Raw genomic sequence first — 12,405 nt, forward strand, 5'->3', positions numbered from 1 at the left:
ACACTTGAACAAAGTCGAAAGTCTCAGAAATGCTCAGGGATGACAGGGTGACGCTCGCCCATGGCGGCGGCGGCAAGGCGATGCGCGATCTGATCGCCGAGGTGTTCGCGGCGGTCTTCCGGCCGGATGGGATGGAGGATCAGGCGCGGCTCGCCGATGCGGCGCTGGCCGAGCCGGGGGCGCGGCTGGCGTTCACCACCGACGGCTTCGTGGTGACGCCGCTCGAGTTTCCGGGCGGCGACATCGGCAAGATCGCGGTCTGCGGCACGGTGAACGACCTCGTGGTCGGGGGGGCGCGGCCCTTGTGGCTGTCGGCGGCCTTCATCATCGAGGAGGGGACCGAGATCGCGCTTCTGCGTCGGATCGCGGCGTCGATGCAGGCCGAGGCCGAGGCGGCGGGGGTGCGGATCGTGACCGGCGACACCAAGGTGGTGGGGCGCGGCAAGGGTGACGGCGTCTTCGTGACCACCTCGGGCGTGGGGGTGATCCCGCCGGGGCGCGAGATGCGGGCCGAGATGGTGCGGCCGGGCGATGTCGCGATCGTCAACGGCGTGCTGGGCGACCACGGTGCGGCGATCCTTGCCGCGCGCGGCGACATGGCGCTGTCGACGGATGTCGAGAGCGACTGCGCGGCGCTGGGCCACCTGATGGCCGCGGTGCTGGCGGCCGCGCCGGGGGCGCGGGCGGCGCGGGACGCGACCCGCGGCGGGCTGGCCGCGGCGCTGAACGAGATCGCGGGTGCGGCCGGCGTCGGCATCGAGATCGACGAAGAGGCGCTGCCCCTGCGCGACGAGGTGACGGGGGTCTGCGAGATCCTTGGCCTTGATCCGCTCTACCTCGCGAACGAGGGGCGGCTCGTGGTCTTCGTGCCCGAAGCCGAGGCCGCGGCGGCGGTGGCGGCGATGCGCAGCCGTCCCGAGGGGCAGGGGGCCTGCGTCGTCGGGCGCGCGGTGGCGGGCCACCCGGGCATGGTCACCATGCGCACGCTCTTCGGCGGCAGCCGGATCGTCGACATGCTGGTCGGCGAGCAGCTGCCCCGGATCTGCTAGAGCATCGCCGGCAGCGCGGCGCGCAGGCGCGCCCAGCCGCCGGGGCGCCAGCCGAGGTCTTGGAGCCGCGTGCAGTCCATCGCGCTGACGGCACCGGCATCGGCCCGAGGCGGCGGGTCGTGCGGGCAGCCGGTCAGGCGCTGCACTTCGGCCAGGAGGTCGTGCTGGTCGAGCAGCAAGTCCGAGCAGTTGAACGCCCCCGTCGCGCGCGCGCCGATCAGCGCGAGGCAGGCCGCGGCGACATCGGCCCCGTGCACCTCGGTCGCCACGCGGGCGGCGACGGGGCGGCCGGCGAGATACGCGGCGAAGAGGCCCTGCCACTTGTGATCCGGGCCGGGGCCGTAGACGCCGGTCGCGCGCAGGCTCGCGGGCGCGAAGCCTGGCGCGGCGAGCGCGTGCAGGCCCGCCTCGACCTCGGCCTTGACCCGGCCGTAGAGCGTGTCGGGGCGCGGCGCGAGATCTTCCGTCAGCGGCGTGCCGGGCGGGTAGGCGCCGTAGACCGCGCGCGTCGACAGGAACACCGCCGCGCCGACGCCGCAGGCCCGCGCGGCCCGGAACAGGCGCAGCGAGCCGTCGCGGTTGCGGAGTGCAAAGCCGTCGGGGTCGTCGCCTTCGCCGCCGCGGTAGCGGCCCGGCACATGGTCGAAGGCACAGTGGATCAGCGCGTCGTGACCCGACAGGTCCGGGGGCGGGGCCGACAGGTCGAAGGCCAGATCGCCGGGGCCGGGGCGGCGGGTCAGGCGGGTGACCTCGTGCCCGGCGGCGCGCGCCTCGGTCTCGATGAACCGCCCCACGAGACCCGAGGCGCCGGTGAGCGCGATCCTCATTCGAGCATGTCGAGCCCGGGCGGCGGCAGGCTCTCGATCGGCCAGTGCGGGCGGCCGTGGTCGTGGAACGATCGCCACAGCTCGATCAGCGGCGCGAGCCTGCCGACCTTGGCATGGGCCTGCCAGGGCTTCTCGTACTGGAAGTGCAGCACGTGGATCGCCTTCCAGCTCCAGAGATCGGGCATGGCGAACCAGACGTATTGCAGCATGTTGTAGAAGACCGGCAGCCCGTGCCAGTCGGGGAAGAAATGCTCGAGGAAGGTCTGGTCGGTGCGCCGCCAGAAAGCATCGGGGGTATCCAGCACCGCCATCATCGCCTCGAACGTGTCGAGGGACGGACGCGCGGTGAAGACCCCGGAATTCATCCGGTGGAAATCGGCGACGCTTTCGTAGACGTTCGGCGCCGCGCAGAACTCGGGGTACTGGAACAGCAGGTCGGTGTTGCGCAGCATCAGCGTGTCGGCGTCGAGGAACACCACCCGCTCGTAATCCAGCTGCCACAGCCGCAGCTTGGCGAAATTGTCCAGGGGCGTGTGGAAGGGCGGCTTGTCGCCCTTGGTGAAGGCGGCGCGGGCGTGCAGCGCGTCGCGGGCATGCGCCTCGTTGAACGCCTGGCTCGTCGGCAGCAGCTCGACCTGCACGAGGCGCGCGCCGATCGCGGACAGGGGCGCGAGGTGCTCGGGCGCGACGTCGGTGTGCAGCACGACGAGGTCGGCCTCGGTCCCGGTCCAGACGATCGAGCGCAGGAGCGCCTTCGCCCCGGTCGCGTAATCGGGATTGGTGACGAGGGTCACATAGGCGAAGGCGGACCGCGCAGGGCGGTCCGCCGTCAGGCCGTGCGGAAGGGTCGCGGTCACGAGACGGACTTCAGCCGCTTGCCTTCGGGGTCATGGTCGACGCGCTGCGCGATGTCCTTGGTCCAGGCGGACACGGCCGGGACGCGGCTGCGGTCGATGCGGTGGGCGTATTTCTTCGCCACGTCCACGACCTCGGACAGCAGGCCCTCGGCCAGCGTCGTCGGGTTGAGGCCGAGCGCGCGGAACTGGTCGTTGTTCACGATCAGGTCGTTCTCGGCCGCTTCCTTGCGCGGGTTCGGCAGCATCTTCACCTCGGCCCCGGTCAGCTTGGCGACCAGCGCGGCCAGATCGCGGACGCGGTGGGTTTCCGTCATCTGGTTGAAGATCTTCACCCGGTCGCCGGCCTTGGGCGCATCCGACAGCGCCAGCTCGATGCAGCGCACGCAGTCCTGGATGTGGATGAAGGCGCGGGTCTGGCCGCCCGTGCCGTGCACGGTCAGCGGGTAGCCGATCGCGGCCTGGATCAGGAAGCGGTTCAGCACCGTGCCGTAGTCGCCGTCGTAGTCGAAGCGGTTGATCAGCTGTTCGTGCCGGCGGGTCTGGTCGGTATGCGTGCCCCAGACGATGCCCTGGTGCAGGTCGGTGATCCGCAGCCCGTCGTTCTGGGCATAGAACTGGAACAGGATCTGATCGAGCGACTTGGTCATGTGATAGACCGAGCCCGGCTTCGTCGGATAGAGGATCTGCTGACCCTTCTTGCCGGTGGGCGTGTCGATCTCGACGTCGAGATAGCCCTCGGGGATCGGTGCGCCCACCGAGGAATAGCCGTAGACGCCCATGGTGCCTAGGTGCACCAGATGCGCGTCGATGCCGGTTTCCACCATCGCCGCCAGCAGGTTGTGCGTGGCGTTGACGTTGTTGTTGACGGTGTAGACCTTGTGGCGGTCCGACTTCATCGAATAGGGCGCGGCGCGCTGTTCGGCGAAGTGGATGATCGCGTCGGGCTTCTGGTCGATCAGGAAGGCCTTCACCCGCTCGTATTCGCGCAGGTCCAGCAGGTGGAAGTGCAGCTTGTTGCCGGTTTCCTTCTGCCAGATCCGGCAGCGTTCCTGGATCGAGTCCATCGGCGTCAGCGACTGCACGCCCAGCTCGGTGTCGATCCAGCGGCGCGAGAGGTTGTCGACGATGTGGACCTCGTGGCCGAGGTTCGACAGGTGCAGCGTGGTGGGCCAGCCAACAAACCCGTCGCCGCCGAGAACTGCGATGCGCATTCCATCTCCTAAACGTTCGCCCGTCCGCGTGGAGGGCCATTGCCGCCGGTTTATTGTCTCGGCCGCGTGTCATCAAGTGTGACACCTTGGTGAAGCTTTTGCGACGCGCTCCGGTTCCCGCCCGCGATGCGCGCGGACTTCCGCCGGCGGCGCGGATCGGGCAGAACGGAGGGCGGAGGACCCGATGCCCGAAGATGACCGTGCCGAAACCGCCCACCCGGACCCTGCCGCCGCCGGGCCGGACTGCCCCGATCTCGTGATCTTCGATTGCGACGGCGTGCTGATCGACAGCGAGATCATCAGCGCGCGGATGCTGGTCGAGGCGCTGGCCCTTCGCGGGGTGGCGATCGACCTGCCCTACGTGGCGCGCCACTTCCTGGGCCGCAGCTATCCGACCGTGCTGAAGGTGATCCGCGCCGATTTCGGCATCGACCTGCCCGAGAGCTTCGAGGCCGAGTACCGCGCCCGGCTGATGGCCGCGTTCGAGACCGGGCTGCGCGCGGTCGAGGGGGTGGCGGCGGTGCTGCAGGGCCTTGGCCGGCCGTGGTGCGTCGCGACCTCGTCGAGCCTGCCGCGGGCGGAACGCTCGCTCGCGATCGCGGGGCTCGACGGGCTGGTGGGGGGGGCCGCGGGGGGGCGGCTGTTCACCGCGGGGATGGTGGCGCAGGGCAAGCCCGCGCCGGATCTGTTCCTGCTCGCGGCCGAGCGGATGGGGGTGGCGCCGGCCCGCGTGCTGGTGATCGAGGACAGCCTGATGGGGCTTCTCGCGGCGCGGGCGGCGGGGATGCGGGCCTGGCGGTTCACCGGCGGCAGCCACCTCGCCGGGCTGCTGGAACCCGAGCCCGAGGCGGCCCGTCCCGAGCGCAGGTTTGCAAGATGGTCGGAATTCTTCCAGATTGATCCGCGCCTTGTAGGGGGGGACGGGCCATGAGCCGCATCGACGCCGAGACGACGACGCTCGACGAGGCCGCGCGCGCGGGATGGCTGTCCTATGTCGCCGGCATGACGCAGGACCAGATCGCGAGCGAGCTTGGCGTGTCGCGCCAGCGGGTGCAGCGGCTGATCAGCCGCGCCGTGGCCGAGGGGCTGATCCGGGTGCGGCTCGACCACCGGATCGGTGCCTGCCTGCGGCTCGAGGCGGAGCTCGCGCGGCGCTACGGGCTGGTGGAATGCCGCGTGGCGCCCGCGGTCGGCGGCGCCGACAGCGCCCGCGCGCTCGGCGGGCTGGCGGCGACGGTGTTCGAGCGCTTCCTCGCCCGGCCCGAACCGCAGGTGATCGCGGTGGGCACCGGCCGTGCCCTGCGCGCCATGGCCGACGAGCTGCAGCCGCAGCCCTGCGACCGGCACCGGATCGTCTCGCTGATCGGCAACATCGCCCCCGACGGCTCGGCCAGCTTCTTCGACGTGCTGATGCGCATCGCCGACAAGCTGGGCGCGCCGCACTACCCGATGCCGGTGCCGGTGATCTCGGAAACCGCCGAGGAGCGCGAGGCCTTCCACTCGCTGCGCCCGGTGCGGGCCGTGGTCGACCTGGCGCGGCGGGCCGATGTCTGCTTCGTCGGCATCGGCCAGATGGGCAGCGATGCGCCGCTGTTCCGCGACGGCTTCATCACCCAGCGCGAGCTTCTCGAGGTGCAGGAGCAGGGCGCCGCCGGCGAGGTGACCGGCAACATCTTCGACGACGAGGGCCGCTATCTCGACGCCGCGATCAGCGCGCGGATGGGGGGCGTGCGGATCGCGCCGATGCGCGAGGGGCCGGTCATCGGTCTGGCCGCCGGCGACAGCAAGCTGCGCGCGATCCGCGGGGCGCTGGCCGGCCGGATCATCAACGGGCTTGTCACGGACGAGCCTACGGCCGAGGCTTTGCTCGCCTGAAGCTGCCCAACAGGTGAGCGCTTGAAAAACGCGTTGACGGAATCATATCTTTCATCGAATATTTACTCATCAGTCGGGCAAATGCTCACGCGAGCAGAGACTCATGCTGACCTAGGGAGGAAAGCCTATGAAGATGATCAACCGCGCCCTGATGGGCGCGTGTGCCGTTGGCGCGTTCGCCGCGGTTGCTGCCCATGCCGAGACGATAACCGTGGCGACCGTCAACAACGGCGACATGATCCGCATGCAGGGCCTGATGGGCGAGTTCAACAAGGCCCATCCCGACATCGATGTTGAATGGGTGACGCTGGAAGAGAACGTGCTGCGCCAGCGCGTGACCACCGACATCGCCACCGGCGGCGGCCAGTACGACGTGCTGACCATCGGCAACTACGAAGTGCCGATCTGGGCCAAGCAGGACTGGCTGGTGCCGCTCGAGGGCATGCCCGAGGGCTATGACGCCGACGACATCCTGCCGGCGCTGCAAAAGGCGCTGTCGCTGGACGGCAAGCTGTACGCCGCGCCGTTCTACGCGGAATCGGCGATGATCATGTACCGCACCGACCTGATGGAGAAGGCGGGCCTGACCATGCCCGAAGCGCCCACCTGGGCCTTCATCAAGGAAGCGGCCGAGAAGATGACCGACAAGGCCGGCGAGGTCTACGGCATCTGCCTGCGCGGCAAAGCCGGCTGGGGCGAGAACATGGCCTTCATCACCGCCATGGCCAACTCGAACGGCGCGCGCTGGTTCGACACGGACTGGAAGCCGCAGTTCGACAGCCCGGAATGGAAGACCACGCTCGACACCTACCTGGAGCTGATGACCAACTACGGTCCCCCGGGCGCCTCGTCGAACGGCTTCAACGAGAACCTCGCGCTGTTCCAGACCGGCAAGTGCGGCATGTGGATGGACGCGACGGTCGCCGCATCGTTCGTCACCAACCCGAAGGACAGCCAGGTCGCCGACAAGGTCGGCTTCGCCAAGTTCCCGGTCCGCGAAGGCGGCGAGAACCACGGCAACTGGCTGTGGTCGTGGAACCTCGCGATCCCGTCGGGCTCGAAGAAGCAGGATGCGGCCAAGACCTTCGTCGCCTGGGCGACCTCGAAGGAATACACCGCCCTCGTGGCCAAGGAAGAGGGCATCGCCAACGTGCCCCCGGGCACGCGCACCTCGCTCTACGAGAACCAGGACTACCTGAGCGCCGCGCCCTTCGCGCAGATGACCATCGACTCGATCGAGGCGGTGAACACGGACAAGCCGTCGGATCAGGAGATTCCCTATACCGGCGCCCAGTTCGTCTCGATCCCCGAGTTCCAGTCGATCGGCACCGCCGTCGGCCAGCAGTTCTCGGCCGCGCTTGCCGGCACCGTCTCGGGCGACCAGGCCCTGCAGTCGGCGCAGGCGCTGACGACGCGCGAGATGACGCGCGCTGGCTACATCAAGTGAACCCTCCCGACTGACACCGGACGGGGCCCCGCGGGGCCCCGTCCTGCCCGAACCGGCGCCGAGTAGGGCCCCGGATTGCTCTCCAAGGATCGTCTGCCTCCCCGGACGGCCCATCGCAAAAGGGATGTGCCGCATGGCCACGCAAGCTTCGCGCGCCGCCGGGCGCCTGATGATTTCGCCCGCCGTCATCTTGCTGTTTCTGTGGATGATCGTCCCGCTCGGGATGACCCTCTGGTTCTCGACGCTGCGCTACAACCTGCTGATGCCGGGCGACAATCCCTTCGTCGGCTTCGAGAACTACCAGTATTTCTTCACCGATCCCGCCTTCTGGCCCGCGCTGACCAACACGCTGGTGCTGGTGCTGGGGGTGCTGGCGATCACGACGATCGGGGGCATCCTGCTGGCGCTGCTGCTGGACCAGCCGTTCTGGGGCCAGGGCCTTGCCCGCGTGCTGGTGATCGCGCCGTTCTTCGTCATGCCCACCGTCTCGGCGCTGGTGTGGAAGAACATGCTGATGAACCCGGTGAACGGGCTGTTCGCCTGGATCGCCCGCGCGCTGGGAATGCAGCCCTTCGACTGGCTGGCCCAGGCGCCGCTGTTCTCGATCATCCTGATCGTCGCCTGGCAATGGCTGCCCTTCGCCACGCTGATCCTGCTGACCGCGCTGCAATCGCTTGATTCCGAGCAGCTCGAGGCGGCGGAAATGGACGGCGCGGGCCCGGTGCGGCGCTTCTTCCACATCATGCTGCCGCACCTGTCGCGCGCGGCCACCGTCGTGATCCTGATCCAGACCATCTTCCTGCTGTCGGTCTTCGCCGAGATCCTGGTGACCACCAACGGCGGTCCGGGCAACGCCTCGACCAACCTCACCTATCTCGTCTACGCCCAGTCGCTTCTGCAGTTCGACGTGGGCCTGGGCAGCGCCGGCGGCATCGTCGCCGTGATCCTCGCCAACATCGTCGCGATCTTCCTGATGCGGATGATCGGCAAGAACCTGGAGGCCTGACCCATGGCGCGCCAAGTCACCACCCAGCGCAAGGCGATCGTCACCGTCATCGCCTGGACCATCGCCTTCCTGATCTTCTTCCCGATCCTGTGGACGATCCTGACCTCGTTCAAGACCGAAGGCGACGCCATCGCCACGCCGCCGAAGTTCCTGTTCTTCGACTGGACCTTCGAGAACTACACCACCGTGCAGGCGCGGTCGGACTACTTCGGGCACTTCCTGAACTCGGTCATCATCTCGGTGGGCTCGACGCTCCTCGCGCTGGTGATCGCGATCCCGGCCGCCTGGTCGATGGCCTTCGTGCCGGGGCGGCGGACCAAGGACGTGCTGATGTGGATGCTGTCCACCAAGATGATGCCCGCGGTGGGCGTGCTGGTGCCGATCTACCTGCTGGCGCGCGACACCGGGCTTCTGGACAGCCGCACGCTGCTTGTCATCGTGCTCACGCTGATGAACCTGCCGATCGTGGTCTGGATGCTGTTCACCTACTTCAAGGAGATCCCGTCCGAGATCCTCGAGGCCGCGCGGATGGACGGCGCCACCCTGAAGGACGAGATCATCCACGTGCTGACCCCGATGGCCGTGCCCGGCATCGCCTCGACGCTGCTTCTCAACGTCATCCTCGCCTGGAACGAGGCGTTCTGGACGCTGAACCTGACGGCGGCGAACTCGGCCCCGCTCTCGGCCTTCATCGCCAGCTATTCCAGCCCCGAGGGCCTGTTCTACGCCAAGCTTTCGGCCGCCTCGACGATGGCGATCGCCCCGATCCTGATCCTGGGCTGGTTCAGCCAGAAGCAGCTCGTGCGCGGTCTCACCTTCGGCGCCGTCAAATAAGGAGTGATCCCGATGGGACAGATTGAACTCAAGGGCGTCACCAAGCGCTTCGGCGATGCCGAAGTCATCCCGCCGCTGGACCTCACGATCAGCGATGGCGAATTCGTGGTCTTCGTCGGCCCCTCGGGCTGCGGCAAGTCCACGCTTCTGCGCCTGATCGCGGGCCTCGAGGATGTCTCGGGCGGCCGGATCGAGATCGACGGCAAGGATGCGACGGCGCTGCGCCCGGCCGACCGCAAGCTCGCGATGGTGTTCCAGAGCTATGCGCTCTATCCGCACATGAGCGTGCGCAAGAACATCGCCTTCCCGCTGAAGATGGCGAAGATGAGCCAGGCCGAGATCGACAAGCGCGTCGAGGGCGCGGCCAGGGTGCTGAACCTTGCCAGCTACATCGACCGCCGTCCGGGGCAGCTGTCGGGCGGGCAGCGCCAGCGGGTCGCGATCGGCCGCGCCATCGTGCGCGAACCCTCGGCCTTCCTGTTTGACGAGCCCTTGTCGAACCTCGACGCGGCGCTGCGGGTGAACATGCGGCTGGAAATCTCCGAGCTGCACAACACGCTGAAGACCACGATGATCTACGTCACCCACGACCAGGTCGAGGCGATGACCATGGCCGACAAGATCGTGGTGCTGCAGGCCGGCCGGATCGAGCAGGTGGGCTCGCCCCTCGATCTCTACCGCAATCCCCGCAACCGCTTCGTCGCGGGCTTCATCGGCTCGCCGAAGATGAACTTCCTCGAGGGCGAGGAGGCCGCCAAGCACGGCGCCCACGCGATCGGGATCCGCCCCGAGCACATCGCGGTCGGGACCGAGGGGCCGTGGCAGGGCCGCGTGACGGTGTCCGAACACCTTGGGTCGGACACGTTCCTGCACGTGGAAACCGCGCTTGGCACGATCAACGTCCGCGCCGGCGGCGAGGTCGACGTGCACCATGGCGACACCATCGCGCTGACCCCGGACCTGAACCAGATCCACAAGTTCGACGCCAAGGGGATGGCCTTCAAATGAGGCTTGCGGGCAAGCGCGCGCTGATCACGGGGGCTGCCCGCGGCATCGGTCGCGCCTTTGCCGAGGCCTATGTCCGCGAGGGGGCGAGCGTCGTGATCGGCGACATCGACCTCGCGCGGGCCGAGGCCACCGGCGCCGAGATCGGGGCCACCGCGATCGCCCTCGACGTGACGGACCAGGCCTCGATCGACGCGGCGATGGCCGCGATGGAGGCCGCCGGCGGGATCGACATCCTGATCAACAATGCCGCCATCTTCACCGCCGCCCCCATCGCCGAGATCGCGCGGCCCGATTACGACCGGGTCTTCGCGATCAACGTGGCGGGCACCCTGTTCACGATGCAGGCCGCGGCGCGGCTGATGATCGCGCAGGGCAGGGGCGGCAGGATCATCAACATGGCCAGCCAGGCCGGCCGGCGCGGCGAGGCGCTGGTCGCGGTCTACTGCGCCACCAAGGCCGCGGTGATCAGCCTGACCCAGTCCGCGGGGCTGAACCTGATCGCCCACGGCATCAACGTGAACGCCATCGCGCCCGGCGTGGTGGATGGCGAGCACTGGGACGGCGTCGACGCCTTCTTCGCGAAATACGAGGGCAAGGCCCCCGGGCAGAAGAAGCGCGAAGTCGGCGAGGCCGTGCCCTTCGGCCGGATGGGGACCGCAGGGGACCTGACCGGCATGGCGGTTTTCCTGGCCTCGGACGAGGCCCAATACATCGTCGCCCAGACCTACAACGTCGACGGCGGCAACTGGATGAGCTGAGGAGCGATCCATGACCCTTTCCAACGCAACGCTCGACACTCTTCCCGCCGGCGTGGCCCGCCCGGCCTACGACCGCGCCGGCCTGACGCCCGGCATCGTGCATGTCGGCTGCGGCAACTTCCACCGCGCCCACATGGCGGTCTATCTCGACGACCTGTTCGCCACCGGTGCCGGCCACGACTGGGCGATCCTCGGCGCCGGGGTGCGCGAGGGCGACGCGAAGATGCGCGCCGCGCTCGAAGGCCAGGACTACCTGTCCTCGGTGATCGAGCTTGCGCCCGGCGCCAAGACCGCCCGGGTCATCGGCGCGATGACCGGCTTCGTCCCGGTCGAGCCCGGGAATGCGGGCCTGATCGCCGCGATGTCCGACCCGTCGATCCGCATCGTGTCGCTGACGGTGACCGAGGGCGGCTATTATATCGATCCCAAGACCGGCACCTTCAGCCCGGCGCATCCCGACATCCAGAAGGATGCCGCGAACCCGGCCGCGCCCGACACCGTCTTCGGCGCCATCGTCGCCGCGCTGAAGGCGCGCCGCGACGCCGGCATCCCGGCCTTCACCGTGATGTGCTGCGACAACGTCCCCCACAACGGCCACGTCACCCGCGACGCCGTCGTCGGCCTTGCGCAGCTGTCGGATCCCGAGCTGGCCGCCTGGATCGGGGCCGGGGTCGCCTTCCCGAACTCGATGGTCGACCGCATCACCCCCGCCACCGGCCCGAAAGAGCGCGACCTTGCCGCCTCGTTCGGCCTTGAGGACGCGGCCCCCGTGACCTGCGAGCCGTTCCGCCAGTGGGTGATGGAGGACAACTTCCCCTCGGGCCGGCCGCCGCTCGAGACGGTCGGGGTCACCTTCACGCCGCATGTCGACAAGTTCGAGACGATGAAGATCCGCATCCTGAACGGCGGGCATGCGATCATCGCCTACCCGGCCGGCCTGCGCGACATCCATTTCGTGCACGAGGCGATGGCCGATCCGCAGGTGCGCGCCTTCCTCGACCGGATCGAGACCGACGAGATCCTGCCGATCGTGCCGCCGGTGCCGGGCACCGACCTGAACGACTACAAGGCGCTGATCATCGACCGGTTCTCCAACCCCGAAGTGGCGGACACGGTGCGCCGGCTCTGCCTCGACGGGTCGAACCGGCAGCCGAAATTCATCATCCCCTCGATCCGCGACTGCCTCGCGGCGGGGCGCGATGCGACGGGGCTGATCCTGCTGTCCGCGCTGTGGTGCCGCTACTGCTACGGCACCTCGGAGACCGGCGCGGTGATCGAGCCGAACGATCCCAGCTGGGACGCGCTCGTCGCGCGGTCGAAGGCCGCGAAGGACGATCCGGCGCAGTGGCTGGCGATGCGCGAGGTCTATGGCGATCTCGGCGACGACCCGGCGGTCGCGGCGCGCTTCGCCGCGATCCTGCGCGCGGTCTGGGCCGAGGGCAGCGTCGCGGTCATCGACCGTTATCTTTCCGGTAAGCTCTGAGGCCACGGCCGGGCGCATCGCGTTCAATCGCGATGCTGGCCCGGCCGCCG

Annotated in this window: 12 protein-coding genes; 9 read left to right on the top strand and 3 right to left on the bottom strand. The window is 68.8% G+C overall.

Annotation, left to right across the window (positions count from 1 at the left end; translation table 11 throughout):
• Positions 1–29: 29 nt before the first annotated feature.
• Positions 30–1,049 (top strand): hydrogenase expression/formation protein HypE, encoded by a 1,020-nt coding sequence (gene hypE / locus V8J39_RS17340; protein WP_336462206.1) that lies wholly within the window; start codon positions 30–32, stop codon positions 1,047–1,049.
• Here the strand turns inward: hypE and V8J39_RS17345 are convergent.
• The 3 genes from V8J39_RS17345 to V8J39_RS17355 are packed head-to-tail and all read right to left on the bottom strand — an operon-like array spanning position 1,046 to position 3,944.
• Positions 1,046–1,876, bottom strand: coding sequence for an NAD-dependent epimerase/dehydratase family protein (locus V8J39_RS17345; protein WP_336462207.1), 831 nt, complete (start codon positions 1,874–1,876; stop codon positions 1,046–1,048). The two genes, hypE and V8J39_RS17345, sit on opposite strands and share 4 nt — an antisense overlap.
• On the bottom strand, positions 1,873–2,733 hold the full coding sequence (locus V8J39_RS17350) for a glycosyltransferase (protein ID WP_336462208.1): 861 nt from the start codon (positions 2,731–2,733) through the stop codon (positions 1,873–1,875). Before V8J39_RS17350 ends, V8J39_RS17345 begins: the two co-directional genes overlap by 4 nt.
• Positions 2,730–3,944 (bottom strand): NAD-dependent epimerase/dehydratase family protein, encoded by a 1,215-nt coding sequence (locus tag V8J39_RS17355; RefSeq protein WP_336462209.1) that lies wholly within the window; start codon positions 3,942–3,944, stop codon positions 2,730–2,732. The genes V8J39_RS17350 and V8J39_RS17355 overlap by 4 nt, the downstream gene beginning before the upstream one ends.
• Positions 3,945–4,128: 184 nt before the next feature.
• On the opposite strand from V8J39_RS17355, the gene V8J39_RS17360 reads away from it, so the two are divergent.
• From V8J39_RS17360 to V8J39_RS17395, 8 genes are all read left to right on the top strand, one after another.
• Positions 4,129–4,875 carry an HAD family hydrolase gene (locus V8J39_RS17360; RefSeq protein WP_336462210.1) on the top strand — a complete coding sequence of 249 codons (747 nt, stop codon included), beginning with the start codon at positions 4,129–4,131 and terminating at the stop codon, positions 4,873–4,875.
• A complete protein-coding gene (locus tag V8J39_RS17365) occupies positions 4,872–5,819 on the top strand; it encodes a sugar-binding transcriptional regulator (protein WP_336462211.1) in 948 nt (315 codons plus the stop codon). The genes V8J39_RS17360 and V8J39_RS17365 overlap by 4 nt, the downstream gene beginning before the upstream one ends.
• Before the next feature lie 127 nt (positions 5,820–5,946).
• Positions 5,947–7,266, top strand: coding sequence for an ABC transporter substrate-binding protein (locus tag V8J39_RS17370; RefSeq protein WP_336462212.1), 1,320 nt, complete (start codon positions 5,947–5,949; stop codon positions 7,264–7,266).
• 133 nt (positions 7,267–7,399) lie between these two features.
• Complete coding sequence (locus tag V8J39_RS17375) at positions 7,400–8,272, top strand: carbohydrate ABC transporter permease (protein ID WP_336462213.1); 873 nt, start codon at positions 7,400–7,402, stop codon at positions 8,270–8,272.
• A gap of 3 nt (positions 8,273–8,275) precedes the next feature.
• Positions 8,276–9,106: a carbohydrate ABC transporter permease gene (locus V8J39_RS17380; protein ID WP_336462214.1), complete on the top strand. Its 831-nt coding sequence runs from the start codon at positions 8,276–8,278 to the stop codon at positions 9,104–9,106.
• Between the two features lie 12 nt (positions 9,107–9,118).
• Positions 9,119–10,114, top strand: a complete 996-nt coding sequence (locus V8J39_RS17385) for an ABC transporter ATP-binding protein (RefSeq protein WP_336462215.1) — start codon at positions 9,119–9,121, stop codon at positions 10,112–10,114.
• Positions 10,111–10,872 carry an L-iditol 2-dehydrogenase gene (locus V8J39_RS17390; protein ID WP_336462216.1) on the top strand — a complete coding sequence of 254 codons (762 nt, stop codon included), beginning with the start codon at positions 10,111–10,113 and terminating at the stop codon, positions 10,870–10,872. Before V8J39_RS17385 ends, V8J39_RS17390 begins: the two co-directional genes overlap by 4 nt.
• Positions 10,873–10,882: 10 nt before the next feature.
• Entirely contained in the window at positions 10,883–12,355 is a 1,473-nt protein-coding gene (locus V8J39_RS17395) for a mannitol dehydrogenase family protein (RefSeq protein ID WP_336462217.1), read from the top strand.
• The last annotated feature ends 50 nt before the right edge of the window (positions 12,356–12,405 follow it).

The organism is Frigidibacter sp. MR17.24 (genome assembly GCF_037095655.1).
Lineage (GTDB): Bacteria > Pseudomonadota > Alphaproteobacteria > Rhodobacterales > Rhodobacteraceae > Frigidibacter.

Coding starts and splice junctions, on each gene's coding strand:
- V8J39_RS17355 (WP_336462209.1), bottom strand. CDS start 3,944: ATGCGCATCGCAGTTCTCGGCGGCGACGGGTTTGTTGGCTGGCCCACC.
- V8J39_RS17375 (WP_336462213.1), top strand. CDS start 7,400: ATGGCCACGCAAGCTTCGCGCGCCGCCGGGCGCCTGATGATTTCGCCC.
- V8J39_RS17360 (WP_336462210.1), top strand. CDS start 4,129: ATGCCCGAAGATGACCGTGCCGAAACCGCCCACCCGGACCCTGCCGCC.
- V8J39_RS17380 (WP_336462214.1), top strand. CDS start 8,276: ATGGCGCGCCAAGTCACCACCCAGCGCAAGGCGATCGTCACCGTCATC.
- V8J39_RS17390 (WP_336462216.1), top strand. CDS start 10,111: ATGAGGCTTGCGGGCAAGCGCGCGCTGATCACGGGGGCTGCCCGCGGC.
- V8J39_RS17370 (WP_336462212.1), top strand. CDS start 5,947: ATGAAGATGATCAACCGCGCCCTGATGGGCGCGTGTGCCGTTGGCGCG.
- V8J39_RS17365 (WP_336462211.1), top strand. CDS start 4,872: ATGAGCCGCATCGACGCCGAGACGACGACGCTCGACGAGGCCGCGCGC.
- V8J39_RS17345 (WP_336462207.1), bottom strand. CDS start 1,876: ATGAGGATCGCGCTCACCGGCGCCTCGGGTCTCGTGGGGCGGTTCATC.
- V8J39_RS17385 (WP_336462215.1), top strand. CDS start 9,119: ATGGGACAGATTGAACTCAAGGGCGTCACCAAGCGCTTCGGCGATGCC.
- V8J39_RS17395 (WP_336462217.1), top strand. CDS start 10,883: ATGACCCTTTCCAACGCAACGCTCGACACTCTTCCCGCCGGCGTGGCC.
- hypE (WP_336462206.1), top strand. CDS start 30: ATGCTCAGGGATGACAGGGTGACGCTCGCCCATGGCGGCGGCGGCAAG.